Raw genomic sequence first — 26,488 nt, 5'->3', positions numbered from 1 at the left:
TAAAGCCCGAATTTGTCCGCGTTAGCGGGCAGCTCCCGGCACCACCACTCTTCGCGCGGCTGCCGTGAACACCAGCTCCGTCACAACCGCCGCGACCGGCAAACCGGTAAGCACCGCTGCCGCGCGCCGATAGATGTCCAGTTGCCCGGCGTGACGCTCGACGGCGCGGGCAATCTCCCCCTCGTTCCCGACCCGGTCCGTTTTGAAATCATAAACCACCGCCGCCGTCGCCCGGCCGGCGTCGTCGCGCGCCACCACCACCCGATCGAACACGCCCGTGATCCACGCGCCATCGAGCAGAATCTCGAACGCCTTCTCCCGCCAGACTTCTGCTTTGCCCGCCGGCCGCCGCCACACTTCTCCGAGCGCCGCGGCCGTCACGCAACGCCACGCCTCCGCGATCGCGGCATGCTCCACCCCGCGAGCCTCCCAGCCACGCTTCCACGCTTCGCCGCTCGCGTGCGGCCACCATTCGATATCCGCCAACAGCCCGTGCACCGACGTGCCAAACTCACTCGCCGCCGATCCGTTTAATGCAAACACCTGCGGCGCCGGCACGACTCCGGTGCGCTCGCTCGAAGGACGCAGCGCGACCGCGCGCACACCGACCGTGCGATCCGCTTCAGGCAGCAGCGGCAAAGTTTCGTCCGGCGCCGCCGGTGGCCCCAGCGTCGACACCTGCTGCCGCCAATCCGGATCACCGAAGGCCCATGCTCCGGGAAGGGTGAGGCCGCCGACTTTTATCATCGTGTCCGCCTCCCCCAGCGTCCGGGCCAGCAATTGCGGAAAGTTGCGCGAACTCGATTTTCCCACGCGCTCAGTGATCACATACATCGCCCGCTTGGCGCGCGTCATCGCCACGTAGAGAAGCGACAACGCCTCGTAGCCCGCCACCGCCTCCGCCTCCCGCACATAGTCCGTCAACACGGCATCCGCCGTCGCCAACGCTTTGGTCGGCAGGTCCAACACCCATTCGACCGAACGATCAGCCGCCTTCTTCATCGCGAGCCCCTCGCGCGCCTGGTCCACCCGCGTGCCCTCCAACGCCGGCACAATCACCACATCAAAGCCGAGGCCTTTGGATTTGTGAATGGTCAGCACGCGCACCATCGCCGCGCTCTCTGGTTCGCGCTCCTTGTAAACCTGCATGAACGCCACGAACTCCGTCACGTCGCGGCTGCCGGTCGCATCGAAAAGCGCCGCCGCCGCGATGAACTGCCGCGCCCGCTGCGCCCCAAACACATCGCTCCCCTGCATCCGATTTCCGTCCGCCCGCAGCCAGTAAGCCGCCGTGCGCTCGAAACCCTCCGCATGCACCTGGCTCAGCACGCGCCGGCTCAACGCTTCCGGCGTGCCGAGCTCCCGTGCCTCCGTGATTTCGCCGAGAGGCGACATGCGCAAATGCTCCCCCGCGAGGGTGTCGCCCGGATGCGCCGCCGCCTGAAACAACGCCAGCATCGCCGCACCCATCGGATTATCCGTGGCCACGTGCAGATCCGACTCCGCCACGGCAGGCACGCCGCCTTCGCGCCGCAGGTAGTCCGCGATCGCCGCCGCCTCGTCGTTCTTCCGCACGAGCACCGCGCACGTCAGTCCTGCCGCCAGCGGATCGAGCTCCTGCACGAGGCGCAACGTCGTCGCAAACCGGTCCACGCCATCGTCCGCATGCAGCAACGCCGCCTGCCCCACCCGGTCCGGCACCGCCGACTCGTGGTCGCGCCACGCTTCATTCCACAACTCGCTCGGCCGCCCGGGGAAAAATTCCGCGATCACCTCCCCCGCCCCAAAAACCGCGTTCACCATTTCGATCAGCGCCGGTCCCGAACGCCACGAACGCACCAGATACTCCTGCTCAATCGAGCCCGGCGCCGCGTCATTGTAATAGCGAAAAATCTCCCCGAACAACCGCGGGTCGCCCTCCCGCCACGTGAAAATTGCCTGCTTCACATCCCCCACGCAGAAAAAGCTCCGCCGCCCTTCCGCATCCTGCACCGCCTCGTCGATCAAGTTGCGCAGGATGCTCCACTGCCCGTAGCTCGTGTCCTGGAATTCATCGAGCAGCCAGTGGTCGATCTCCGCGTCCAGCCGGTAATCGATGAACAACCGGTTGCCTTCTTCCTCCTCCGCCACGCGCGTCAGTCTCGGACGCTCCCCGCCCCCCGGCATCAACAGGCGTTGCACATCGGCAAACGTCAGTTTGCCCGCCCGCCGCACCGCCGCGTGGTAAGCCTGATCGTAGCCGCGCACGACCGCGTGAATCCCGCGCGTCGTCGCCAGTTTCCGCGTCAGCTCGCCGCCCGCCACATGGCACACCACATCCGCCAGCGCCGCGCCGGCCGCCGAAGTGAGGCACTGTTTCTTGTGATCGAATGCCAGCTCCACGTCGCCCCGCCCCAATTCCGCCCACGCCTCCAACGCCTTCTCGAGCACATACGCGAGCGGCCCTTTGATATCCACTCCCGGCGCCCACATTTCCGCCGCCTGCAAAAAGTTTTCCCACCGCTGCCGTTGTTTGGGTGCGATCTCCGCCGTCGCCAGCCACGTCCGCAACGCCGCGAGCGCCGGCGCCAGCTCCACGGTTCGCAACCACGGTTGCCCTTCCGGCCAGATCGTCGCGGCATTGCCCCACACCTCCGCCGCCGGCGCGCCCAGATATTTCTCGTGATGCTCGTCGATGAACTTGTCGAGCCGCGCGCCCAGTTGCTTCTCCTCCATGCCCATCGTCGCACGCTTGAATGCCTCGATGAACTCCCGCTGTTCCGGCTGCAGTTCCCCGGTGTGCGTAAAGAGCCGCTGCAGCACACGCTGCCGCTCGGTTCGCGCCGCATGCTCCTGCAAAATCTCGAACTCGCCCGCGAGCCCCAGCTCAAACGGAAACGCCCGCGCCACCCGCGCGAAAAAACTATCCAGCGTCCCCAGCCGCAGCCGGTGCATGGCGTCGACCACGCCGCGCAACAAGCGCCCGAAATCCGCCGCCCCCAAGTCCGGCCGCCCGATGTCCGCCGCGAGCCGGCCCGCTTTGACCTCGTCCGCCGCCGCATCGGCCAGCTTGTTGAGGATCTCGTCGAAAAACTCTCCCGCCGCCTTCCGCGTAAACGTCAGCGCGACGATCCGCTCCGGTGCCGCGCCCTGCGCCAGCAGGCTCACAAACCGGTTCGTCAACGCGTAGGTTTTCCCCGAGCCGGCCGAAGCCAGAATCATCACGTGTCGCGTCGCGCTCATGCGGGCTCCTCCCACGCGATGCTCGCCGCGGCTCCGCGCTGAAAGAGCGCCGCGTAATCATCGTAATCCTCTTTCACCTTTTCATTCGGCGGCCAAAACACGCCCGCCGCGACCGCCCCCGCCACGCCCTGCGCACACGCCACCGCGGCGTCGTGCAACTCGCGCGTGTAATCCGGCCACAGCGCAATCGCCGTGCCGCTCACCGCCTTCGGCAGATTGAAGTAGCCGCACGTCACGTCGTTCAGTCCGGTGCTGATCCCCAGCCCGAGGGTCGGCAACGCATGCAAATACACGGGCAACTGCAAATCCGTCCACGCGCGCTGTTTCCCCCCCACGTCGATCATCGCCCACGCCGGTAGTTCGCGATCTCCGGGCACCGGGCCGTAGTGCTTGGTCTCGGGCGAAACCGCCGTATCCGAAGTTTTGTAATCGAGCACGCGCCACGCCCCCGTCTCCACGTGCCGGTCGAGGCGATCGATTTTGCCGCTGATCGTCACATGGCCAAACGCCACTTCAAATTTCCGCTCCACGTGGGCGATCACCCATCCCGCCGCGCGCTCCCGCGCCTGGATCGCCGCGACCGCGCGCAACCGCTGGCGCGCCGCCTCGAGCTGCATCACGAGCGGGAGCGCCACGTGTTCACCGTAGCGCGTGCGCACCTGCTCATCGAAAACCTGCAGCAGGAGTTCTCGCAGCGCCGCTTCGTCGGTGCAATCGCGCCACGCTTCATCACCGAGCCGCTCCAACGCCGCGTGACACAGCGTGCCGAAATCCAGTGCATCCAGCTCGCACTTGCCCGCGTCCACCGCGCCCATCTGCAGACCGTGCCGCAGGTAGAACCGGAACGGACACTGCAAATACGCCCGCAGCGCCGTCACCGCAATGCGCGCCGGCGGTTCCACCCGCCGCGGCCGCAGCGGCCACGCGCGCGACCACGCCGGCTGCGCGTCCGCCGCCGTCAGCGGTCGAAAGAGAAACCGGATCCGCCCCGGCAACTCGGCCTCGGCACAACGCACCAGCAAACGCGACGGCCGCAACGGATCACCCGCCGGCGACGTCTTCCCGTAAAGCAGGTCGACCCGACCCGCCTGCGAGCGCGACGCGATCAACGCATGCAGCAAATAGGCATCGCGCGCGAAACGCTGTTCATTGGTCTTCAATCCCAGCCGCCTCCGCAAACTCTCCGGCAGAAACACATCTCCTGCCACCGCATCCGGCACGCTGCCGTCATTGAACCCAGCGATCGCGAGGTGCGGTGCGTCTTCCCACAGCAACTCGAGCCAGCCCTGCAATTCCAGCGCCCCCGCCGGCTTCTCCTCCGCGTGCGTGCTTTCACCGAAACGTTGCAACGCCAGCTCCCACGCCGCCGCCACCGGCAGCGCACCCAACGCGCGCTCCGCCCGCCCGCACTGCCGCACGACATCCGTCCACGCCGCCGCACTGTCCGCCAGCGCCGCATCGTCCTCCCGCTGCAAATCGAGCTTCCGCTGCGCGAAAATGATCGCCACCGCCTCGACCGCACCCGCGCTGAAATCATTCCCGCCGAGCGCCGTCGCGATCTCCGTCACCACCACCAGCCCGCGCCGCGCCTCCGGATAACGCTTCGAACGCTCGGCGTGCGCCACCGCCGCCGCCAGCGTGGCCGGCAAATGCCGCGCCCGCAGCTCGTCGAGTTGCGCGAGCCAATGCGCCAGCGAAAATCCTGCCCCGAACCGCGCCTGCAACCCCGCCCCGAAATCCGGGCAACGCGCGAGCACCTCCACCGCACCGAAACTCGCCTCCTTCGCCAGATCCGCCAGCGCCGCGAGCAATTGAAACAAACCTTCTTGGCGCCGCTCGCGTCCCGCCGGATTGAACGCCGTGCGGCCCACGCTTCCCAGCGCCGTTTCCGCCAAGGGCACGAGCTCGCTCGCCGCAAAGCCCAGCGCCAGCGCGCCGTCCGGCGCTTCATAACGCCCCGCCAGCTCCGCCATCCGGTTCACCTGCGCCGCCGCGTCCGCGCTCAGATGCACGTGCGATTCGAAGTCATTGATCGGCAGCTCACGTTGCGCCCATGCTTCCGGCCGCGGGCGTCCCCAGTCGTCAAACGCCTCCTTCTCCGCTTCGGGCGCAAATACCACGACGTCGACCGGACGGGCTTCGGCAAACGTCCCCAGCACCGCGAGCGCCAGCGGTAGAGGATCCGGCGCCCCGAGCAAGACCGCGCGTTCAAATCCCTCGAGGCCGTGCGGTGCCGCCGCGCCCCGGATGCGCGCGGCGTGCCCATCCTGCAACCCTGCGGCGGCGAGTCGCTCCGCTTGCCACCGCTCCAGCCGCGCGAGTTGCCGCCACCGTTCGCCTTCGGAAAAACCTTCCCCCGCGCGCGTAGCCACATCCGCCATGAACAACCCGCCTTCGGTGAGGGCCGACTGCAGGCGCACAAAATTCCGCGCGAGCCGCAGCGCCCACGAGAAAGTCTGCGCCGGCGGATCGATCGGAAACACCGCGCGCAACGCGCTGAGGTCGGCTTCCCCCAGCACATGCGCCCAAGCGAGCAGACCTTCCAGCGGCGTCGCCGTGTCGGCCGGCAAATCGAAGGCGATCAACGCATCCGGCGGCAGCACGCGCGGCGGAAATACCGCCTGCCCCCGCGCCGCCGCATGCACCGCCAGCGCTTCCCGGAGCCGCCGCCCCGACTGCCGCGTCGGCACGACGACCAGCGTGCTCGAAAGATCCAGCGGCCCCGCGCCCGCCCAATCGCGCGCGAGCCAATCCACCGCTTGGGCCAACAACGGTCGGTCCCACGCGAGAAAATGGCGGCGAATATGAGCGGATGTGGGCACGGCGGGAAAGTCACATGGAAGCACCGGCGCGGCGCAATCCACGATGCGCTGACTTTATCGCGGACCTGGGACAACGGCAGTCCCAGGTCGCCCGCGATCGCCGCGTCCGAAAAACAGGCGCGGTCTCGCCGCGCAACGCCCACAAAAAAGCCCGCCGGTATCCGGCGGGCTTGTGAAGACCAGGTCAGCGCGACCGCACCTCAGGGCTGCGCATCGTAAACTTCGATCAGCGCTTCACCTGTGCCGTTGGCCACGCCTGAGACTTGGACGGTATAGGTTTTGCCGGCGTCGAGCGTGACCAGCGCGGCGGCGTCTTTGCTCGCGGGGGTCAAAGTAAACGCTCCCAGCGTCGTAAACATGCTGTCCAGCGAAGCATCCCAGTTATCATTACTCGCGATGACCGCTCCTTGTTGGTCATACACGGTGAACTGCGGATCCGCGAGCACGCCGGGCACGCCAAAACCGGCCAGTGTCGGCCCGACGGCGCGAATCAGCACCTGCTTGGTGCCCGTGCCCGCGATGGCAAAGCCCGCGATCAGAATATCGTTGCCTGTGCCCACATGGTAACGGGCCGAGACATTGGTGAGGCGCGAACCATTGTTGGTCCCGGCGTCGTAGGCTTCGACCAGCACCGTGCCATTGCCCGTCCCGGAGGCCTGCGCCGTATACGGTCCGGTGATCGTCGCCTGCATCGCCGCGTCCTTGCTGCCCGGCAGAAAGGGGAAAGCGCCGAGCTGCATGAAGAGGGGCGCCAGCGTGCTGTCCCAATCTTCGTTCGCACCTGCGACGACTGCATGCTCGTCGTAAAGCGTGAAGTGCGGATCGGCCACGCCCGTCAACCCATAGGTGTTGAGCGCCGGTCCTGCCACGCGCACCAGCACTGGCTTCGCTCCGCCCCCGACCACAAAACCCATGATCAACGTTTGCCCCTGCGTCATCGCGGCGCGCACCGAAAGGTTCGAAAGGAAGTTCGTTGCCCCAACCGTCACGATGGCATTGGCGCTCGTGGTCGAGCCTTGCGAATTCGTCGCCACAACCGCGTAGGTGCCTGCATCGGTGCTCTGGAGCGACGTGAGGACCAGCGAGGCGTTGGTCGCACCCGCGATCGGCGTCGCGTTCTTGAGCCACTGATACGTCGCCGCCGGCAGTGCGTTGACCGTGACGGTGAGCGTCACCGAACCGCCCACGACATCGGACGCATCCGCCGGTTGCGCCACGAACACGGGGAGCGATGGCGTCGTCGTAACCGTGAGAGTGGCGACGTTGCTCACGACGGTGCCGCGATCGTTGGCGACGGTCACGGCATAGTCGCCGGCGTCCGCGCTTTGGAGGTTGGTCAAGGTGAGCGAGGCGTTGGTCGCGCCGTCAATCAGCACGTTGTTTTTCGCCCACCGGTAGGCCGGCGCCGGGCCACCGGTGGCGCTCACCGTGAACGTGGCCACGCCGCCCGTGGGCGCGGCGACGCTGGTCGGCTGCGCGGTGATCACCGGCGCGGCAAATACCGTCAACGTCGCAGAGTCGCTCACGATTGTCCCGCCATCGCTGACGATCGCGACGGCGTAATCGCCGGCATCAGACACTTGCACGCCGTTCAGATTGAGGGTGGCGCTGGTCGCTCCCGGAAGAGCGACTCCATCCTTCGTCCATTGATAGCTGAGCGAAGAGCCGGTGGCGCTGACGGAGAAAAATGCGCTCTGCCCCGCGTTGAGCATCTGCGCAATGGGTTGCGCGGTGATGACCGGCGGCGCCGCGGCGCCAATTGCCAGCGTCGCGCCGACGCTGGCCGCGATGCCACCTGCGTTGACGAACTTCAGCGAGTAAACACCCACGTCGGCCTGCGTGATGTTGTTCACGGTCAGGCCGATTCCGCCGCCGACGAAATCGTAGTGATACTTTGTGCTGTTGTTATCGAACCGGATTTCGGCGCCGTTGAAATACCAGGCGGTCCGCGAATCGCCCTGCATCATCGTATGCGTATTGACCATCGCGGTAAACGTCGCCGACCCGCCCAAGGGGCCGGTCTGGTTCGCCGGTTGCTGTGAAATGGTCGGCACCGGCGGTGCGGAGGAAGGATCGGCCAGCGCGACGACCCAGACGTCCAGATGTTTCTCGTAGAGGGCAATCACGCCGCTGTCCGGCATCGTCATGAGGTCAAACGTCGTCGCCGTGTCGAAATCCAATTGCAGGTTGTAAATCCGCCCCTCGGTCAGACTTCCCGCCGGGACGGTGACGGACGTAAACGGCGTGGCCGAAACGTCGATATCGAACGCCGCCTGCGTGAGTATATCCTGTGAAAGGTCGACGTTGTTGCCACCGAGCGACAAGCTCATGTGACCGGCAACTCCCGCCGTGGCGTAGGTCGAAAAGTTGCTCAGGTTGAGGGTCGTGGACGTATTCGGATTAATGACCAGAAGGCCTCCGTTGCTCCACGTGCCGTTGGTGATCTGCGGCGTCGCCGTCGGATAGAGATTGCCGGTCAAATTGAAGCTGAGCGTCGGGATTCCCGTGCCCGTGATCGTATAGATGCCATTCGGATAGGCGGCATCGAGCGCGGCTTGGTTCGCGAAGTCTAAATGCAGCCCGTAAGACACTTCACCGCCTCCTTCATCCTGAAGCACCAAGGTTTGCGTGCTGCCGTCCGGTAGATGCAGGTTGGACTCAACGAGGGAATTGGCGCGAAAAGAGTAGGGTTGGCCCAAATCCGCCACGGCGCCGGCACCGCTGGTCTGGGTAAACGTCTGGACCTTTTGGATCATATAAGGACCGCCGCCCGCGAAACCAAGCGATGCGCCGGCCAAGGCAGCCAGCGCGCTAAACCAACAACAAAACAATTTAGAGGTATTCATAGCTCAAGGTCGGTGCCCAAGGAGTGGGCGCCAGAGAACGCCGGACCGTGAGAAGAGTTAAGAGAAGGTCAATGCCACAAGCGCCCCACCGCCGAACCCCGCGTATGCGTTGGATGATATTGGTTCGCAGCGTGCTCGGAAACCACTCGCGCCCTCGTCGGCCGCCCGGCGCAATCGCCGCGGGCGGACATGAAAAAGCCCCGGCCACTCGAGAGTGCGCCGGGGCGAAAAAATTCAGGATCCTCAGGCTTTCGCCAAAACGTATTTCGAAACGTGGCTCTTCACGTGATTGGCCGCGTTCTTGTGCACGATCCCCTTCTTGGCCGCGCGGTCGATCGCCGACGCGTAAGCCGCTCCCGCCGTCTTCGCCGCCGCCGCGTCGTTGGCCGCGACCGCCTGCGTGAACTTCTTGTGCATCGTCTTCAAGCGCGTTTGGGCAGCTTGGTTGCGAGTGGTGAGGCGGACCGTCTTACGGGCGGCTTTGATGGCAGATTTCGTGTTGGCCATGGTCGAAAAATTAAAGTTAGCCGGTCAAAGACTCAAACGCGCGCCGGTGAGTCAAGGGTTTTATCCGGCCGCGCCTCGATCCCGATCGCGCCGGCCGCCTCTCCCGGCAGGGCCATCCGGCCCTTGTCGCTAGGGCCGTTATTCCGCCGAATGCGTGATCGCACCCGCTTCGCAACGCCCCCTCTATTCCGCCCAATGACCTGCCCCGCGCCCCGTTTCCTGCCCCGCCGGCGCTCCGCCTCCGCCTCTCGCGGCATGACCTTGGCGGAGGTCATGGTCGCCCTCGCCGTCCTCACCCTCGCGCTCGGCGGCATTCTCGCCACGCTGCTCCAAAGCCGCCGCCTGACCGAGCGCAGTGTCACGCAAAACTCCGCGCTCACCATCGTCCAAGGTTACATCGAGCAAATGAAGAACATGGAGCTGGTTCAAGTGACCGGCGGCCAGGACACCAAGGGCAACCCCGTCCTCAACCCCGCCTCGCACAATATCCCCACGTTGCTCGATGACACCACCGCCGATGGCTTGATGACCTCCACGGGCACGCCCCCGGCGCTCAATACGATCGTCCCCGGCGTCACCCCCGAAGGCATCGTCGACAACCTCCGCGGCTTCGACACCTCCAAGGACTACACCGCCACGTCGTCCACTTCGACCGACACAAGCAAAGACGCCACAACTCAGCAGGTCGCGTGGAACAGCATCTGGACCAAAGCGCGCACTTACCCTGCGACCCGCGTAGGGCTCACTGACCTGAAATTGAACCTCTGGGTCTGGGTCTCCGACTTGAGCAACACCTCTTCCGCCCAAGCCCAGCGCGTCTTCGGCATCACGATCATCTACACATGGCAGTATCGCGATGGCGCTCGCACCCAATACGCCATCGGCTCCGTCCGCACGATCCGCTCCGTCGTCCCCACTTTCTAATCATGCGCACCGCTTCGCCGTCCGCTCGCCCTTCCGGCGGCTTCACCCTCGTCGAGATCCTGATCACGATGACCATTCTCGGCTTGGTCTCCGCCGGAGCCCTCCGTTTCACGATGCACGCGCTCAACATTTTTCACTACGACGCCGGCCGCATCAAAGTGAACCGCGACATCCGTTCGTTCACGCAGCAGATGACCACCAACGCCGTTTACTCGAGTTACTTCCGCATCTTTCCCAGCTTCTCCCAACGCTCGGTGACCTCCGGCGGCGTCACCACCGATGCCGCCGTCAGCGATGGCCAGTCGGGGGATTTTCTCCTCCTGGTATTTGCGGATACCGACATCACCAGCGGCAAGACTCTCATCAGCCGTATCATCGGCTACTACCGCGATCCGGAAAACCCCTCCGTCGCCACCAGCACCGGTCCCGTGCGTAAATTTGATCGCACTCTCAGCCCGGCCGTCGATGCCGCCGTCACGCCGCTCTATCAAATCCTCAACACCAACGTGCCTGTCGCGACCGCGCACACCAATCCCGTCGTGCTCCAACTCGCTCAAGGCCTCAGCAACGGCTCGCTGTTTTACGATTTCTACGACCGCAGCATCATGGTGCGCGGCCAGGTCATCGAGCAGGGCAACGTCCTGCGCCGCGCGGTCAACACCTACAACTTCACGGTCTCCCCCCGCGGTTGACCCTCCCACCCATGTCTCCCTGTCGCTCCTCCCCTTTCCCGCGCCATCCCCGCCGCGGCTCCGCGTTCGTCACCGTGATGATCTTCGTGATCATCCTCTTCGGATTGAGTGCCTCCATTCTCTCCTGGTCGCTTACCGAGAGTCGCCTCAACCGCCGCAATTCCTACTGGCTCGAAGCGCGCAACGCCGCCGAAGCGGTCGCCGAGTTCGGCTTCTCCCAAATCGTTAATCAGTTCAACAGCTTCGCCACGCCGCCCACGTTCGATCCCGGCGGCGCCAACGCCCTCGTGCTGCCGCCCGATTCGTTCTTCCGCAGCGGCTCCGTCCGCACCGGCACTTATTCAGCCACCAATCCCAATGGCTTGGAGCTCGTCGGCGGCGTCCTCGTCACCATTCCCAGCAGCGGCGCCCTCTTCTTCGTTGATCCCAATAATCCGGACAACCAGTTCGACACCCTGAAAGGCCAATACGTTTACCGCCGCGATGTGCAGGTGCTCGCCCGCGCCTCCGTCGTTCCACCCATCGGTGCGCCCATCACCGCCTACGTCTCCGAGAAAATCTCCATTCGCGGCGCCCCATTGTTCGCACACGCCATCTTCTACGATAACAATGACCTCGAGGCCGCGCCGGGCCCCACCCTCGACATTTACGGCCCCGTGCACGTCAACGGCAACATGTTCCCCCTCGCGCAAGGCACCGTGGAAACCGGCTCCGCCAACGCCGTCAATTTCCACGGCCCCGTCTCCGTCACCGGCCACATCTACCACTCCTGGGCCAGCGAAAAACCCGCCGCACAAGGCCGCGGCTACTCCTCCAGCTCTGGCACCTTGGATGGCGAACCCCTCGGCAACGATCCCATCACCTTCGTCAACAGCACCGGCTCCCAAGTGAACCTCAAAGACAGCAGTGGCGTGTGGAAAGACAGCACGATGGGCGGCCTCAGCAGCCTGCTCTCCTCGCAAGGCCGATTCACCAACACCACCACACCCGCCATCACGCAACTCGAAGGCAAACTCTCGTCCAACTTCCGCCAATACGCCTCCCAGACCTGGGGCGGGAATCTCCAGACGTCAGCCATGGGCGTGTCCAACTACCACCCCATTTCCTTCGGCCAACCCGTCGATGATTCCGGCACCCTGCCCGACCCTCACGCCATCATCGACCGCCCCGACTCCGGACTCACCACCGGTTCCGCCTATTACGACGCCCGCGCCGAGGTCGAGAACCAGAAGTTCGCCAACCAAACAGGTCTTTACGTCGAGGTGAAGGTCACCCCCGGCACCGGCGGCTCCGCGGATTCCGCCACTGTCACGCTCTTCGGCCCGCGCAACTCCGCTCCCTCGGGCACCGCCGCCACCGATATCGGCCCCAACGGCGGCATCCGCCTCGGCGCCGTGCCCTCCAACCTTGTCACCTTCGTCCCTTACCTCGCCACCGGCACCGGCACCAGCACCCAAAAAGGCAACCAGGTGAGTTACTCCTCCGTGAAAATCACCTCCGGCACTTACAAGAACAAATACCAGATTCAGAAAACCACCAAGACCGGCGGCACGATCTCCAACAACGTCACCGTCTCCCTCAACGGCACCGGCGGCTCCGGCCAAAGCGTCAACTCCTCTTCATTTTCGGGTGGCTCCAGCAGCACGACAACCGTCAACCCTTCGACCTATTACAACTCATCCTCCGCCGCCGATTCGGTTATCGCTACGTTTGGCGACGACGGCGTCACAGCCACGACCGATCCCTCCGACCCCAACGTCTCCGCCTCTTCCATGACCGTGCAATCCGGCTTCTACGACCAGCGCCAGCTCACCGGCATCAACGTCGTGCAGGTCAACCTCGGTGCGCTCCGCTCCGCCCTCAAAAACACCCTCACCAACACCAACACCGATGGCGCCGCCATCAAGACCGCGAGCGGCGCCATCTGGGGCACCGGCGCCAGCGGATGGAATGGCGGCGTTTACGTCGACGTGAAGTCCACGGCCGGCAGCGATTTCCCGGGGCAAACCAGCGTCGTCCTCGCCAATGCCACCGTCGCCTCCGGCAGCAGCCTCCTGCCCACCGTCAACAGCGTCACCGGCGTGACGCTCGCCACCAACGCCCCAGCCTACATCCTCGGGCACTTCAACGCCGACGGCAACAACGCCACCTCCGCCACCAGCGCCACCATGCCCGACGACGGTAAAACCGGCGCCGCCGGCTCCGGCGATAGCGCCGAAATCCCCGTGGCCATCGCCGCCGACGCCATCACGATTCTCTCGCCCAATTACTTCGGCACCAACTCGACCACCAACCTCGTGCCCACCAGCAACGGCTCCACCAGCGCCGGGAAAAGCTACAGCACCGTCAGCCCCAGCGCATCCGGCTCCACCGAAGTCGCCGCCGCTTTCATCACCGGGATCGCGCCCACCTCGCCCACCTCCTTCAGCGGTGGCGTGCACAACCTCCCCCGCTTCATCGAAAACTGGGGCTCCAACGCGGTCGCCATCCGCGGCTCCCTCGTCTCGCTCTACAAAAGCAACGTCTCCACGCAACCCTGGGCGCAACGCTACTACAGCGCACCGCGACGTATCTGGGGCTTCGACAAAATCTTCGAAAACGGACATTTCCCGCCGCTCACGCCCAAAGTCATGTCGTATCGCCGCGTCGACTTCACCGACCTTAGCGCGGCCGATTACAACGCCGCCCGCCACGCCCTCTGGCCCGCGCGTTACTGAACGCCCGCCTCCTCGAAAAAGTCCTTAGTTTCGGGGCCGGTAAGCCGGATTCTGTTCCACGCCTTGCGGCGCTTCAGCCGTCATTTCTCTCGCGTTGACCTCACGGCCCACGCGGCGATCGGCGCCGGCGCGAGCGGCTTGCGCCGCCGGCAGCCTCGCGCGTCTCGCTGCAGCATACCCGTGACTGTTGGGCGGGCCGCCCAGTCACCTATTTTGCCTTGCACCGGAAGGGGTTTTTCGTGCCGCCGCCATTGCTGCCGGCGCGGTGGGCTCTTACCCCACCTTTTCACCATCACCCCACGTCACCCGGCTTTCGCCGCGTCACGTCTGGCTGTCTGTTTTCTGTGACACTCTCCGTCGACAGGCCTTCACGCCTGCCGCCCGCACTTGCGATGAAGCTCGTGCGGCATCCTGCCCTGCGGTGTCCGGACTTTCCTCTCCTCATTCCTCAACGAGCGCGGTGTTACTCGCGCCTCGGGATCAAAGAACAAGGAGCGACGACCAGGCCCCGAAACTAAGGACGGTCAGTTCACCACACCAGTCCACCCCGCGCAAGCGCCGCTTTCCACCGGCGCCCAATTACTCCTCAACGCTCCGGTCTCGGCGCCGCCTCTGTCAGCCGCAGCAACCGCTCGCCCGCCGCGTGCAACGTCTCCGGCCGCTTTGCGAAGTTCAGCCGCACATAGCGGTGCTCCGGATAAGGGAAAAAACTCGACCCCGGCACCGGCGCCACGCCGATCTCCCGCGTCATCCAGTGCGCAAATTCCACATCGCTCGCATACCCAAAACGCGACACATCCAGCATCACAAAATACGCCCCTTCCGGCCGCGTGTAAGGCAGCCCCGTGCGATCCAGATAACCGAGCAACACATCGCGCGATCGCCCGTATTCCGCCGCGAGCTCCTCGTAATAACTCGACGGAAAATTCAACGCCGTCACCACCGCGTGCTGCAACGGCGCCGCCGCGCCCACCGTCAGAAAATCGTGCACCTTCCGCGCCTGCGCGATGATCCGCGGCGCCGCGTGCACATACCCCAGCCGCCAGCCCGTGATCGAAAAAGTCTTCGAGAGCGACGAACACATCAGCGTCCGTTCCGCCATCCCGGGCAGCGTCGCGAAATACGTGTGCCGGTGCGGCGGAAACACAATGTGCTCATAGACCTCGTCGGTCAGCACAAACACGTCGAACTCCTCCGCCAGCGCCGCGATCTGCCCCAACTCCTCCCGCGTGAAAACGCGTCCGCACGGATTCGACGGATTGCACAACACAAACGCCTTCAACCCGCTCGCGAACGCCCGCCGCAGCTCCGCCGGATCGAACCGGTAGTCCGGCGGCTGCAACGACACATGCACCGGCGTCGCACCGGTCAGCACCGCATCCGCACCATAGTTCTCATAAAACGGCGTAAACAACCCCACGCGATCGCCCGGATCGCACACCGTCATCATCGCCACCATCATCGCTTCCGTCGCGCCGCACGTTACGACCAGCTCCCGCTCGGCATCGACGGGCACTCCCATGAACCGCGCGATTTTCGCCCCGAGGGCCGTCCGCAATTCCGGCGCGCCCCACGTCACCGCGTATTGATGCCGGTGCGCATCCATCGCCTCGCGCCCCGCCGCCACCAGCGCCGCCGGCGGATCCCAATCGGGAAACCCCTGCGCCAGATTGATCGCACCATGGCGCGTCGCCACGCGCGACATCTCGCGAATCATCGACTCGGTAAACACTGCCGTCCGACGGGAAGTTTCGGGCATGCTCCATCGACTGCCGCGCCCGCCCGCCAATTTCGAGCCCGTTCTCCGTCATCAGCCCGCCTCGCCTTCCGTTCCTTTTTCCCGCCGCCGTCCCTCCCCGCGCCACCGGCCGACCAATTCGGGAATGTAACCAATTAGGTTACGCTCTTGCGCTTCTTTCGGTCCGCGTGAGCTGCGACGTCCTTCGTGCGTCCGCCCGCCCCTGCGGCCTCAACCGCTTCACGGAATCTTCAATTCCATCCCGATGCGCAACGGCGAGTTTTCGTTCGCGAGCACGTCACGGTTCGCCGCGAGAATATCGCGCCACTTGCTCCGGTTGCCGTAGTAGCGCTGCGCCAGGCTAAACAGCGTATCGCCCTTCGCGATCGTGTGCCGCTTGCCACTCCGCGCCGGTTGCGCCGCTCCGGGCCGCGTCGGCGGCACCGGCGCATCCGTCCGCGGCGCGGTCAGCGTCGGCGTGGGATTTTCTTCGGGCGCCAAAGTCACCGGCGAACTTTCGATCGTCGTGGGCGCCATCACCACCGGCGACCGGCCACTCGGCGCCGGCGCGGACGGTGATGGCTCGTTCAACGCGAATCGCGACCGCGTCACCGGCGCCGTGCCGCCCGAACGCAGTGACGTGAGCTCCGCCTTCAAGTCGTCGTTTTCGCGCTGCAACCGCTCGATCTGCTCCACCAGGTCGATCCGCTGCGTCTGACTCTCCAACGGCGCCGCCGGCAGCGTCCGCGCAAATTCACGTTTCGCGTTGTTCACGAGCCCGCGCACGTTTTCCGCCTGGCGGGAATTCGGCTGCAGTTCGAGATAGCGGCGGAAATAGTAAATCGCCGCGATCGGATCCTTGATGTTTTCCTGGTAGATCAAGCCCACCTCGAGATTCGACTCCGGCGCCGCGTCGCCGCGCCGCGCGATCACTTTCAAATATTCCGCCAACGCCTCCTGCGGCCGACCCTGCCGCGCGAGCTGCTGACCCTGCCGGAAATTCGGATCATCCGTCTCCGGCCCGGTGCTCTGCGCCACCCGCCGCTCGCAGGCGCCGAAGCACAACAAGCACACCACCCCCGCGACAAACGACCAGCGTCGCGGGCGCCAGAGATGCAGGAACGAAGGGAAAGGGATTGAACGAGACACCGGTAGCCGTAAATTCCGCCACCTTGCTCCCGCGACTCAACCCGTAAATGGCCCTCAATTCGAAAACCGCTCTCGCTCGCGCCCGTGCCTGCCTGCAGATCGAGACGAAAGCCCTGGTCGCCACCTCGCGCGGCCTCGGACCCGAATTCACCGCCACCGCCCTTGCCGTCGAAGCGGTTATCGCACTGGGCGGCAAACTGATCTTCACCGGCGTCGGCAAGTCCGCCCACATCGCCCAAAAACTCGCCAGCACCTTCAACAGCACCGGCGCCTCCTCCTGTTTCCTCGATGCCACCCACGCCCTTCACGGCGATCTCGGCATCTGCGCGGATGGCGATCTCGCTTTCCTCCTCAGCAACAGCGGCCAGACCGAGGAAATTCTCCGCCTCCTCCCCGTGTTGAAACGCTTCGGCGTCAGCACCGTCGCGTTCACCTCCCACGTCGGATCGGACCTCGCGAAAAACACCGACCATCGCCTCCTCTACCGCGTGCCGCAGGAAGCGTGTCCCCTCTCGCTCGCCCCGACCGCCAGCACCACCGCCGCCCTCGCGCTCGGCGATGCGCTGGCGATGGTGCTCCTCGAAGCGCGCGGCCTCACCCGCGACGATTTCGCCCGCTATCATCCCGCCGGCAACCTCGGCCGCGTGCTCCTCTTGCGCGTCAAAGACTTCATGCGCACCGGCGAACGCTCGCCCATTTTGCCCGACACCAAGACGACCCAGGACGCCATCCTCGCGATGACCGCCGCCAAGACCGGCAGCATCGCCCTCGTGCATCCGCGGACCGGCAAACTCACCGGCATTCTCACCGATGGAGATTTTCGCCGCAGCGCCCTCACCGGCCCGGACTTTCTCCGCCAACCGGTGTCCACCTTCATGACGCGCAACCCGAAGACTGTTCGCGACGACGCCCTCGGTGTCGACGCGCTCCGGTTGTTCGAAGCTCATCGCATCGACGACCTCATCGTCGTCAACGCGCGTCATCAACCCGTCGGCCTCGTCGACGGCCAGGATTTACCTAAACTCAAAATCGTGTGACGACTCCCATTCGCATCGGCATCGTAGGCATGGGCGGATTCGCCGGCTGGCATCACAACGCCGTCGCCCGCCTCGAAGAACAAGGCGAGGCGCGGTTGATCTGCACCTGCGACCCGCAAGCCGCCGCCTTCGCCGCCCAGCAACAATCCTGGCACCTCGCCCAGCGCGGCGTCCGCGTCTTCGAAGACTATCGCGCGATGCTCGAGGCATGCCATCGCGAACTCGACCTCGTCGTGGTGCCCACGCCCATTCAACTCCATTCGGAAATGCACGCCGCCGTCACCGCGCTCGGCATTCCCGTCTATCTCGAGAAACCGCCGACCCTCGATTACGCCGAACTCGAGCAAATGATCACGAACGACCGGCGTTCGCCCAAAGCCTCGCTCGTCGGATTCAACTTTATCATCGAGCCCCAGCGCCGCGCGTTGAAGCAACGCCTCCTCGCGGGTGAATTCGGCGCTCTCCGCGCCGCCACCCTCAGCGCCTTCTGGCCGCGTCCCGCCGAATATTTCCAGCGCAACAACTGGGCCGGACGCCTCCTGCTCAACGACCGCGTCGTCCTCGATTCCTGCTTCGGCAACGCCCTCGCCCACTTCGTTCACAACATCCTCTTCTGGACCGGTGCGCCCGACCTCGCGAGCTGGGGCCAGATCGCCGCCGTCCGCGCCGAGCTCTACCGCGCGCACGCCATCGAAGGCGCGGATACGTTTTTCACCGAAGCCGACACCACCAGCGGCGTTACGATGCGCTTCGCCCTCTCCCACGCCTGCTCGGGTGCCAGCACCCACGTCGAGACCGTCCTCTGCGACAACGCCACCATCCGCTACGTCGTCGGCGGCACCATCGAAATCCGCTGGAACGACGGCCGCGTGGACACGATGCCCTTCGAAAACTTCGACGGCCTCGTGGAGAATCACCGCGACTATTACCGCTACCTTCGCGGCGAATCGCCCCGCCCCGCCACCACCCTCGTTGACTGCCGCCCCTTCGTGACGCTCAACGACCTCGCGCACATTTCCGCCGGTCAGATCACCATGCTCGGCGCCGATCGCGTCACCGCCATCCGCGACGAAAAAGAACAAAAAGAATATCTGGCGATCGCCGGGCTGTCGTCCGCCGTGGAGCGGTTCATCGCCCGCGGCGAATGGCCGAGCGCGAGCGGCTGGCCCCGCCCGCCCGGCGATGTGGTGACGCCCGCAGATCTTCCTCGTCTCTACGAAACCGTCCGTGCGATGGCCGCGGCGCGGCCGCAAGTCCCGTAATTCTCGCGTTGGACAGCGTGGCCCTCAGGGGCTCGACAGATCTTCGCCGTTCGTCCGCGAGCCGCGTCCGCAAAGGCGGACGCGCATACGCGCCACAAAGCAAACCCAGCAGGCCCCGCTTCGTTGGGATTTCTCCGCCGCCCCTTCACTGCTACTTCCCGTCGCGCGTCGGCTTCGGCAATTGCGCGAGCTCGGCGTTGATGGCATCGCCCAACGCCACGGTTTCGTCACTCAACAACCGCGCCAGCGTCCCGAAATTCTTGCCGTCCCACGCCGCCTCCGGCGCGCGGAAAAACTTCCGCACCACCACCCGGTTCTCGGCGACGCGCAAAATCTCGATCGACGCCGACAGCCGCGCCACGCCCTTGCCGTTCGCCACCGCGCCTTCGCAACGCACGATCCGCACCGCCACGTCGTAATCCCGATCCATGTCGAACGGAAACGGCTCACGGTAGATGCGCGTGACATTCCCCGCGTCCTGCAGGCAGAGCCGCAGCGTCCGGCCCAGGCCCACCTCGAGCGGCTCCGCCCAACGTGCGTAATCCTGATACGTCACTTCGTTCGCCCCGTCGCGCACCACGATCGAGCGGCTTTTCAAATAGCCCGGCACATCCAGCGTGCGCAGGCCGATCACCAAGCCGTTCACCGGGCGCTCCGCGCTCGGCTCCGCCGGCGCCCCGGCCGGCGTCGAATCGGTCAACACAAAATACCGCGTCGGGTCCGGGCCCGGCTTGGGCAGGACGTTGCAACCAGCAAACAAAGCGAGCGAGGCCGCGAGCAGGAGGAATCGTTTCATGGCGTTTTTTGCGCGTCGGGCAGCCGCCGCCCGGTGATCAGCGCGTTGGGATTGCGCTCAAGATAGTCGGCGAGGCGTTGCACCGATTCCGCGGCGTCGCTGAGTTTGCTCAACGCCTGGCCGGTATCGGCGCCCAAATTTCGTTGCGAGGCCACAAACCGCTGCAACGTCGCCGCCGACGCCTTGAACGCCTCCAGCGTGTCGCGGGCTTGCGCGAGGGTGCCCTGCAATTGCTGGCCGTTGCTGTCGATTTGCGTGTCCAGCCGTGCCAGCACCCCGCGCAAATCCTCCACCGCGGCATTCACATGGTCGAACGTCTCCTTGATCTGCGGCGAGGTCACGAGCGCGTTCACCGACTCGCCCGTTTTTTGCCACTGCGCCAGCAGCGCCTTCAGATCGAGCGTGTTGACCTGCTTGTGCACGTCGACGATCAGACCTTTCAGCTCCTTCGACAAACCCGCGAAGTCCGCCTTTTTCACGTCGGCCATGATCTCCGTCAGGCTCGCTTGGAATTCCGAAATCGTCGACGGAATCGACGGCACCACGACGAAACGCGACGGCGGCATCGGCATCGACGGCGGATACTCGTGCGGATTCATGAAATCGAGTTCCACGAAAAGCATCCCGGTCGCGAAGCTCAACATCCCGAGTTGCGCCCGCAGCCCTTTGTCCACGAGGTGCTGCAACTCTTCCGGCGTCGACACCTTGATCCCGCTGCCCTTCTCATCCACCACGGAGCTCGGGTTGAACTCACACACCACGATCACGATCGATTTGTTGTGCTCGGCATCGTAACGGATGTTCAGGTCGACCACCCGACCCACCCGCACCCCGCGCAACTTCACCGGCGAACCGAGATCCAGGCCGTGAATCTGCTCGTCGAAATACACGACAAACCGCTGCGGCTTGGAAAAAAAGTGCATGCCGCCGAATGACAACAGCGCCAGCACAATCAGCGCAAAGGCGCCGATCACGAAGGCGCCCACGACGGCGGGACTAAGCTTGGGTCTCATCGGAGGAAGGCCGCGACCGCCTGGAGCCGACGTGCGCGGCGGTCACCGCACTGGCTAAGGAAATTTCCGCGAACGCCCATATTGACAACTTCTTAGTGCTTGGAGGTCGGCGCCACCTCGACGTCGCGCCGCAGAAATTCGATGACCCGCGGATCGCGGCTGTGTGCCGCCAGTTCGCGCGGCGGCCCTTCCGCGATGATCCCTTTTTCTTCGCGATCCAGCATGATCACCCGATCCGCCAGCGCGAAAATCGAGGCCAGTTCATGCGATACGATCACCGCCGTCGTCCCCAGCGTGTGGCACACCTGCCGCGTCAGTTCATCGAGTTTGCGCGACGTGATCGGATCCAGCCCCGCCGACGGCTCGTCGAAAAACACAATCTCCGGATCAAGCGCCAGCGCCCGCGCCAGCCCGGCGCGTTTCTTCATGCCGCCCGAAATCTCCGCCGGATAGTAATCCTCGTAACCCGTGAGCCCGACCTGGGCGAGCTTCAGCGTCGCAATTTCCTCCCGGTCGCGCCGCGACAGATCGGTGTATTCCTCCAACGGCAACGACACGTTTTGCCGCAACGTCAGCGAGCTCCACAACGCCGAGCTCTGGAACAGCACGCCGAACCGCATCAAGACCGCACGCCGCCGCACCGGATCCGCCTCCAGCGGTTCGCCGAAAAAGCGCACCGTCCCCGCCATCGGCTGGTCCAACCCAATCATGTGCCGCAGCAGCGTGCTCTTGCCGCACCCTGAACCCCCGATGATGAAAAAAATCTCCCCGCGCCGCACCGTGAAGGAGACGTCGCGCAGGATCACCGCCGCGTCATAGCCGCACGTGAGTTGCTCGACCGCAATCGCCGGAACGTCCGCCGGTTCGAGGGAATCGTTCATAGTCCCAAAATGTTGAAAATCACCGCGAACACCGCGTCCGCCACAATGATCAGCAGGATGCTTGTCACCACCGCCGACGTCGCCGCCCGCCCCACGCCCGCCGCGCTGCGCTCCGCTGCGAGCCCGCGGAAACAACCCGACAATCCGATGAGCAACCCAAACGTCACCGCCTTGATCAACCCCGAGCTCACGTCCGACAAATCGATGATGCTCTGCGTTTCGATCCAATAGGCCGAGGGCGGGATTTGCAGCACGCCCGCGCCGACCACCATGCCGCCCAGGATCCCGAGGCAGTTCGCGTAGAGCACGAGCAGCGGCATCATCAACGCCAGCGCCAGGATGCGCGGCATCACCAGAAAATCCACCGGCGAAATGCCGAGCGCCTGCAACGCATCGATCTCCTCGCCCGCCTTCATGTTGCCCAAAGTGGCCGCAAACGCCGCGCCGGTCCGCCCCGCGAGAATCACCGCCGCCATCATCGGCCCCATCTCGCGCACGACCGAAAGCCCCACCAGATCCGCCACGAAAATATCCGCCCCAAACTGCCGCAACTGCACCGCCGCCTGATACGCCATGATCAAACCCACCAGCAGGCTGATCAGGCTCACGATGGGCAGCGCCATCGCGCCGCACTGCTGCATCTCCCGCACGCAATCGCCCCACCGGAATTTGTGCGGCAACCGCACCAGCCGCACCGCACTGATCGCCGTTTCCCCGATGAAACTCGACATGTTGCGCGAGCGTTTCCACGCCTGCCCGGTCGCCAGCCCCACCGTTACGAGAAAATTCTGCGAGCGGTCGAACGGCACGCTCGTCGCATGCGAATGCGCAATCTGCTCCAACGCCGCGCGCAATTTTTCCGGCAGCGTTTCGAGATCGCAATACGCCCCCGCGACCGTGCACCACTCCTTCACTTCCAGCAGGAAAACCAGCAGCGAACTATCCCAGCGCCCCAGTTCCGCGGTTTGAAATTCCACCCGCTTCGTCTCCGTCGCCGGCGCGCACTTCGCCCACTTCGGCCGCGTCTGCGTGATTCGCCAGTCGCCTCCGAGTGTCACCACCGCGCCATCATCCGCCGGTCGCACGGACGCGCGGGCGGTGGAGGCGGCGGACGTGACGGACATGCGGCCACTCTCGGTGAAACGGCCCGCCGCCGCCAATTCAAATTCGTTGAACAATTTCTCGTTCCGTTGGAACTCGCCTCACCCTGCGCTGCTGCCTCAATCGCTCCTGCTCATGTCCGCACCGCTCCCTTTTCACACGTTCCTCTTCGACCTCGACGGCACCCTCCTCGACCAGTTCGACGCCATCCACCAAGCCTACGCGCACACGCTCCCCCAACTCGGGCTCCCCGCACCGACCCCCGCGCAAGTCCGCGCCGCAGTCGGTGGCGGCGTGCGCAACGCCATGCTCAAATTCGTCGCGCCCAACCGCATCGACGAAGCCCTCGCCATCTACATGCCGTATTGGAATGCGACGATGCTCGCCGGCGCTCACCTTTTTCCCGGCGCGCGCGAACTCCTCGCCGATTTGCACGCGCGCGGCGCTAAACTCGCCGTGCTGACCAACAAAGCCGGCCACTCGTCGCGCGAGATTTGCACGCACCTCGACCTCGATCCGCTGCTCGACGGCGTTTTCGGCGCCGACGATACGCCGTGGCTCAAGCCCGATCCCGCGCTCGTCACACACGTCCTCGCCCGCCTCGAACGCCCCGCCGCGGGCACCGTTCTCGTCGGCGATTCCATTTTCGACGTCGCCGCCGCAGCCAATGCCGGACTCGCCTGCTGGTGCGTCACCACCGGCACGCACACCGCCGCTCAACTCCACGCCGCCGGGCCCGCGCGCGTCTTCCCCGATCTGCCCGCTCTTCACGCCGCACTCGGGGCCGGCCCGGCCAGCTCCATCACCTGACGCTTTTGGCTGGTCGCGCGAACTTGCCCTTTCCTCCGGCGCGCGGTGCGGTGAAGGCGATGAAACCTGCCGCCCCGTTTCGCTGTTTCGCTTCTTTTCTCCTGCCGCTGCTCACCCTCAGCCTGCTACGGGCCGCGGAGCCCCCTGCCCCTGTCGAGCCCACGGCCCGCCCGCCCAATATTATTTTCATCATGGCCGACGACCTCGGCTACGGCGACCTCGGGTGCTACGGCCAAACCAAGATCAAGACCCCCCACCTCGACCAACTCGCCGTCGACGGCATTCGCTTCACGAGCGCCTACGCCGGCGCCCCCGTTTGCGCGCCCGCGCGCTGCGTGCTCCTCACCGGCCGGCACACGGGCCACGGCCGCGTGCGCGGCAACTTGCCCTCCGACCGCCCGCGCAACCCGCTCGCCGTCGCCCTGCAACCCGACGACCTGACGCTCGCCCAAGTATTGAAACCCGCCGGCTACACCAGCGCCGCCATCGGCAAATGGGGCCTTGGCAATCCCGGCCCGGAAGCCAGCGGCCTCCCGCTGCGGCAGGGTTTCGATTACTTCTTCGGCTACGTCAACCAGACCCACGCGCACAACTCCTACCCCAGTTTCCTCTGGCGCAACGAAGAGAAAGTCCCGCTGCCCAACATCGTGCCCGACGAAGGTCCGCTCGGCACCGGCGTGTCGAGTAACATGGCCGTGCATTCGCAGGACCTGTTCATCGCCGAAGCCCTCAAGTTCATCCGCGCCGAACGCGCCCGCCCCTTCTTCCTCTACTTCGCCCTCACGCTCCCGCACGCCAACGACGAATCCGAACCGCTCGGTCTCGAGATTCCTTCCCTCGGCGAATACGCCGACCGCGACTGGCCCGAAGCCGCCAAACGCTACGCCGCCATGGTCACGCGCATCGATACCGACGTCGGCCGCATCCTCGCCCTCCTCGACGAACTCCACCTCGCCGACGACACCATCGTCGTCTTCACCTCCGACAACGGCCCGCACCACGAAGGTGGCAACGACCCCGCCTTCTTCACCTCCGCCGGACCTTTCCGCGGCTTGAAACGCGATCTCTACGAAGGCGGCATCCGCGAACCCATGATCGTGCGCTGGCCCGGCCATGCGCCCGCCGGCCGCACCGACGATACGCCGTGGTATTTCGCGGATGTCCTCCCGACCTTCGCCGATCTCGCCGGCCAACCCACGCCACCGAGCGACGGTGTGAGCGTGCGCCCGCTCTGGGAAGGGCGCCCCCAAGCCGCCCTCGCCGACCGTCCGCTCTACTGGGAATTTTACGAAGGCGGTTTTCACCAAGCCGCCCGCCGCGGACCGTGGAAAATCGTGCAACCGAAAGCCGGCGCCCCCTTCGAACTCTACGACCTCCGCACCGATCCCGGCGAAACGCACAACCTCGCCGCCGCCCAACCCGCCGTCCTCGCGAGCCTCGAAGCAGACCTGCGCGCGTCTCACGCCGATTCGCCCGCCTGGCCCGTTCATCCACCGAAATAAGCCCGGCGCGTCCGCCTGCGCGTGGTTCGCCACATTGCACGCAACGCGTTGCATCATTCGCGGTCCGTAGGTTTCACGCGCGTCGCACGCCTGCGCCCGCGACTGTTGCCTATGAAACAAACGAAAGCCCCCACTCGCGACGAAATGGTCCGCCTCCTCAACGAGGATCTCGCCCGCGAATACCAAGCCATCATCGCCTACGTCGTCTACAGCCAGACGATGAAAGGCGCCGAATACCTGCACATCGCCGCCGAACTGGCGCGCCATGCCGCCGAGGAACTCGAGCACGCGATCAAAATCGCGAAGCAAATCGACTACTTCAACGGCACGCCCGTCGTCGCCCCGAAGCCCGTCAAACTTTCGGACAAGCCCAAGGACATGCTCCGCTTCGACCTCGAAAACGAACGCGTCACCATCATTTCTTACCGCGAACGCATCCGGCAGGCCGAGGCGATGGGTGAGTTTGCGCTCAGCGAAGTCCTGCGCGAAATCATCGCCCAGGAGCAGGACCACCTCACCGACCTCGCCGACGCCCTCGGCATCGATAATCCCCGCCTCGACGAACCGGCGGCCTGAGCCGTTTCCGCTCCACTCGCGTTCGCCCGGCGGAGCTCTCCTGCGCGCCCGCCGAGACGTGGCGAAAATTCTGCGTCTTGCGACGTCCCCGCGGCCTCGTCGCAACCCGCGCTCGCGCCGAACGCCGCGCGGCGTCTATTTTTGCCGCGTGCACCCTTCGCTCCGCACGCTCGCTCACCGTCCCTGGCCGCTTCCGAGCGGATCCTGGACGTGGCAGCAATCTTGGCTGGATCTCGCCTTCCTGCACTACGCAGTCGCTCCTGCGCCCCTGGGCGCACGGCTTCCGCCCGGTTTGAATTTGGAGCTCTTCAACGGCCACGCTTGGATCGGCGTCGTGCCGTTTCGCATGGCCGGCGTGGCGCCTCGGGCAGTCGCTCCCCTACCTCTGATGCCGTCGTTCCTCGAACTCAACGTGCGCACTTACGTTGAAGCGGATGGCCGGCCTGGCGTCTGGTTTTTCAGCTTGGATGCAGAGTCCCGAACCATCGTTTTCGGCGGGCGCCGTTTCTACGGCCTGCCCTACCATTTTGCGCGGATGCAACTGCAACGCCACGACGGCTGGTTCAATTTCTCGAGCGTGCGCGCAGACGATCACACGGCCTTTCGTGCGCGTTATCTTCCGACTGGCCCCACTTTCGTTGCCTCTCCCGGGACTTTTGCTCACTGGGCGACGGAGCGATACTGCCTTTATTCCGCCCCGACTGCCACTGGCCTGACGCGTGTCGAAATCCACCACGCCCCGTGGCCGCTGCAGCCCGCCGTTGCGGAAGGCGACCCGCGCCTCCTGTTCGCCGGCAGCGGACTCGCGGCCGCAGGCCCTGATCCAATCGTCCACTTTTCCCCGGGGGTGCAGGTCGTTTCTTACGCGCCCCAGAGAGTTTAGTCTTCGACGG

19 protein-coding genes and 1 other RNA gene are annotated in these 26,488 nt (G+C 65.2%); 9 read left to right on the top strand and 11 right to left on the bottom strand.

The features are described 5' to 3' along the window. Nucleotides 1-21: 21 nt before the first annotated feature. From K0B96_RS02790 to rpsT, 4 genes are all read right to left on the bottom strand, one after another. Nucleotides 22-3,222 carry a UvrD-helicase domain-containing protein gene (locus K0B96_RS02790; RefSeq protein WP_220163612.1) on the bottom strand — a complete coding sequence of 1,067 codons (3,201 nt, stop codon included), beginning with the start codon at nt 3,220-3,222 and terminating at the stop codon, nt 22-24. Then, a complete protein-coding gene (locus K0B96_RS02785; protein WP_220163602.1) occupies nt 3,219-6,044 on the bottom strand; it encodes a PD-(D/E)XK nuclease family protein in 2,826 nt (941 codons plus the stop codon). The genes K0B96_RS02790 and K0B96_RS02785 overlap by 4 nt, the downstream gene beginning before the upstream one ends. Before the next feature lie 200 nt (nt 6,045-6,244). Next, nucleotides 6,245-8,890 (bottom strand): immunoglobulin domain-containing protein, encoded by a 2,646-nt coding sequence (locus K0B96_RS02780; protein ID WP_220163600.1) that lies wholly within the window; start codon nt 8,888-8,890, stop codon nt 6,245-6,247. 243 nt (nt 8,891-9,133) lie between these two features. After that, complete coding sequence (rpsT, locus tag K0B96_RS02775; RefSeq protein WP_220163598.1) at nt 9,134-9,397, bottom strand: 30S ribosomal protein S20; 264 nt, start codon at nt 9,395-9,397, stop codon at nt 9,134-9,136. Nucleotides 9,398-9,592: 195 nt separating this feature from the next. Between rpsT and K0B96_RS02770 the strand changes: the two genes are divergently transcribed. The 3 genes from K0B96_RS02770 to K0B96_RS02760 are packed head-to-tail and all read left to right on the top strand — an operon-like array spanning nt 9,593 to nt 13,730. Then, the gene (locus tag K0B96_RS02770; protein ID WP_220163597.1) at nt 9,593-10,321 is read left to right on the top strand and encodes a prepilin-type N-terminal cleavage/methylation domain-containing protein; all 729 of its coding nucleotides are present in this window, start codon (nt 9,593-9,595) and stop codon (nt 10,319-10,321) included. Between the two features lie 2 nt (nt 10,322-10,323). After that, nucleotides 10,324-11,013 carry a prepilin-type N-terminal cleavage/methylation domain-containing protein gene (locus tag K0B96_RS02765; protein ID WP_220163595.1) on the top strand — a complete coding sequence of 230 codons (690 nt, stop codon included), beginning with the start codon at nt 10,324-10,326 and terminating at the stop codon, nt 11,011-11,013. Between the two features lie 11 nt (nt 11,014-11,024). Further along, on the top strand, nt 11,025-13,730 hold the full coding sequence (locus tag K0B96_RS02760) for a hypothetical protein (protein WP_220163592.1): 2,706 nt from the start codon (nt 11,025-11,027) through the stop codon (nt 13,728-13,730). 24 nt (nt 13,731-13,754) lie between these two features. Here K0B96_RS02760 and rnpB read toward each other — a convergent pair. The 3 genes from rnpB to K0B96_RS02745 all read right to left on the bottom strand — a co-directional run bounded on the left by rnpB (nt 13,755) and on the right by K0B96_RS02745 (nt 16,617). Next, nucleotides 13,755-14,244, bottom strand: an RNA gene (gene rnpB / locus K0B96_RS02755) — RNase P RNA component class A. A 72-nt stretch (nt 14,245-14,316) separates the two neighbouring features. After that, nucleotides 14,317-15,489, bottom strand: a complete 1,173-nt coding sequence (locus tag K0B96_RS02750; protein ID WP_220163590.1) for a pyridoxal phosphate-dependent aminotransferase — start codon at nt 15,487-15,489, stop codon at nt 14,317-14,319. A gap of 219 nt (nt 15,490-15,708) precedes the next feature. After that, on the bottom strand, nt 15,709-16,617 hold the full coding sequence (locus K0B96_RS02745; RefSeq protein ID WP_220163588.1) for a LysM peptidoglycan-binding domain-containing protein: 909 nt from the start codon (nt 16,615-16,617) through the stop codon (nt 15,709-15,711). A gap of 47 nt (nt 16,618-16,664) precedes the next feature. Here K0B96_RS02745 and K0B96_RS02740 point away from each other — a divergent pair, with 47 nt between their 5' ends. Together K0B96_RS02740 and K0B96_RS02735 are read left to right on the top strand one after the other, a co-directional pair. Continuing rightward, nucleotides 16,665-17,654, top strand: coding sequence for a KpsF/GutQ family sugar-phosphate isomerase (locus tag K0B96_RS02740; protein ID WP_220163586.1), 990 nt, complete (start codon nt 16,665-16,667; stop codon nt 17,652-17,654). Continuing rightward, nucleotides 17,651-18,916 (top strand): Gfo/Idh/MocA family protein, encoded by a 1,266-nt coding sequence (locus tag K0B96_RS02735; RefSeq protein WP_255558821.1) that lies wholly within the window; start codon nt 17,651-17,653, stop codon nt 18,914-18,916. Before K0B96_RS02740 ends, K0B96_RS02735 begins: the two co-directional genes overlap by 4 nt. Before the next feature lie 151 nt (nt 18,917-19,067). Here K0B96_RS02735 and K0B96_RS02730 read toward each other — a convergent pair whose 3' ends face one another. The 4 genes from K0B96_RS02730 to K0B96_RS02715 all read right to left on the bottom strand — a co-directional run bounded on the left by K0B96_RS02730 (nt 19,068) and on the right by K0B96_RS02715 (nt 22,730). Beyond that, the gene (locus tag K0B96_RS02730) at nt 19,068-19,712 is read right to left on the bottom strand and encodes a PqiC family protein (protein WP_220163584.1); all 645 of its coding nucleotides are present in this window, start codon (nt 19,710-19,712) and stop codon (nt 19,068-19,070) included. Continuing rightward, entirely contained in the window at nt 19,709-20,725 is a 1,017-nt protein-coding gene (locus K0B96_RS02725) for an MlaD family protein (RefSeq protein ID WP_220163581.1), read from the bottom strand. Before K0B96_RS02725 ends, K0B96_RS02730 begins: the two co-directional genes overlap by 4 nt. A gap of 92 nt (nt 20,726-20,817) precedes the next feature. Beyond that, complete coding sequence (locus K0B96_RS02720; protein ID WP_220163573.1) at nt 20,818-21,606, bottom strand: ABC transporter ATP-binding protein; 789 nt, start codon at nt 21,604-21,606, stop codon at nt 20,818-20,820. Further along, nucleotides 21,603-22,730 (bottom strand): ABC transporter permease, encoded by a 1,128-nt coding sequence (locus tag K0B96_RS02715; RefSeq protein ID WP_220163571.1) that lies wholly within the window; start codon nt 22,728-22,730, stop codon nt 21,603-21,605. Before K0B96_RS02715 ends, K0B96_RS02720 begins: the two co-directional genes overlap by 4 nt. Nucleotides 22,731-22,842: 112 nt before the next feature. On the opposite strand from K0B96_RS02715, the gene K0B96_RS02710 reads away from it, so the two are divergent. From K0B96_RS02710 to K0B96_RS02695, 4 genes are all read left to right on the top strand, one after another. Continuing rightward, nucleotides 22,843-23,517 carry an HAD family hydrolase gene (locus tag K0B96_RS02710; protein WP_220163561.1) on the top strand — a complete coding sequence of 225 codons (675 nt, stop codon included), beginning with the start codon at nt 22,843-22,845 and terminating at the stop codon, nt 23,515-23,517. Nucleotides 23,518-23,576: 59 nt separating this feature from the next. Further along, nucleotides 23,577-25,019, top strand: coding sequence for an arylsulfatase (locus tag K0B96_RS02705; protein WP_255558818.1), 1,443 nt, complete (start codon nt 23,577-23,579; stop codon nt 25,017-25,019). A 111-nt stretch (nt 25,020-25,130) separates the two neighbouring features. Then, the gene (locus K0B96_RS02700; RefSeq protein ID WP_220163557.1) at nt 25,131-25,595 is read left to right on the top strand and encodes a ferritin-like domain-containing protein; all 465 of its coding nucleotides are present in this window, start codon (nt 25,131-25,133) and stop codon (nt 25,593-25,595) included. A gap of 148 nt (nt 25,596-25,743) precedes the next feature. Continuing rightward, entirely contained in the window at nt 25,744-26,478 is a 735-nt protein-coding gene (locus K0B96_RS02695; protein ID WP_220163555.1) for a YqjF family protein, read from the top strand. Nucleotides 26,479-26,488 lie beyond the last annotated feature (10 nt).

Source organism: Horticoccus luteus (genome assembly GCF_019464535.1).
Lineage (GTDB): Bacteria > Verrucomicrobiota > Verrucomicrobiia > Opitutales > Opitutaceae > Horticoccus > Horticoccus luteus.
The sequence above is the reverse complement of the archived record's forward strand: the minus strand, read 5'-3'. Positions and strand labels throughout refer to the sequence as shown.

Coding starts and splice junctions, on each gene's coding strand:
- K0B96_RS02790 (WP_220163612.1), bottom strand. CDS start 3,222: ATGAGCGCGACGCGACACGTGATGATTCTGGCTTCGGCCGGCTCGGGG.
- K0B96_RS02780 (WP_220163600.1), bottom strand. CDS start 8,890: ATGAATACCTCTAAATTGTTTTGTTGTTGGTTTAGCGCGCTGGCTGCC.
- rpsT (WP_220163598.1), bottom strand. CDS start 9,397: ATGGCCAACACGAAATCTGCCATCAAAGCCGCCCGTAAGACGGTCCGC.
- K0B96_RS02770 (WP_220163597.1), top strand. CDS start 9,593: ATGACCTGCCCCGCGCCCCGTTTCCTGCCCCGCCGGCGCTCCGCCTCC.
- K0B96_RS02765 (WP_220163595.1), top strand. CDS start 10,324: ATGCGCACCGCTTCGCCGTCCGCTCGCCCTTCCGGCGGCTTCACCCTC.
- K0B96_RS02760 (WP_220163592.1), top strand. CDS start 11,025: ATGTCTCCCTGTCGCTCCTCCCCTTTCCCGCGCCATCCCCGCCGCGGC.
- K0B96_RS02750 (WP_220163590.1), bottom strand. CDS start 15,489: ATGCCCGAAACTTCCCGTCGGACGGCAGTGTTTACCGAGTCGATGATT.
- K0B96_RS02740 (WP_220163586.1), top strand. CDS start 16,665: ATGGCCCTCAATTCGAAAACCGCTCTCGCTCGCGCCCGTGCCTGCCTG.
- K0B96_RS02730 (WP_220163584.1), bottom strand. CDS start 19,712: ATGAAACGATTCCTCCTGCTCGCGGCCTCGCTCGCTTTGTTTGCTGGT.
- K0B96_RS02725 (WP_220163581.1), bottom strand. CDS start 20,725: ATGAGACCCAAGCTTAGTCCCGCCGTCGTGGGCGCCTTCGTGATCGGC.
- K0B96_RS02720 (WP_220163573.1), bottom strand. CDS start 21,606: ATGAACGATTCCCTCGAACCGGCGGACGTTCCGGCGATTGCGGTCGAG.
- K0B96_RS02715 (WP_220163571.1), bottom strand. CDS start 22,730: ATGTCCGTCACGTCCGCCGCCTCCACCGCCCGCGCGTCCGTGCGACCG.
- K0B96_RS02710 (WP_220163561.1), top strand. CDS start 22,843: ATGTCCGCACCGCTCCCTTTTCACACGTTCCTCTTCGACCTCGACGGC.
- K0B96_RS02705 (WP_255558818.1), top strand. CDS start 23,577: ATGAAACCTGCCGCCCCGTTTCGCTGTTTCGCTTCTTTTCTCCTGCCG.
- K0B96_RS02700 (WP_220163557.1), top strand. CDS start 25,131: ATGAAACAAACGAAAGCCCCCACTCGCGACGAAATGGTCCGCCTCCTC.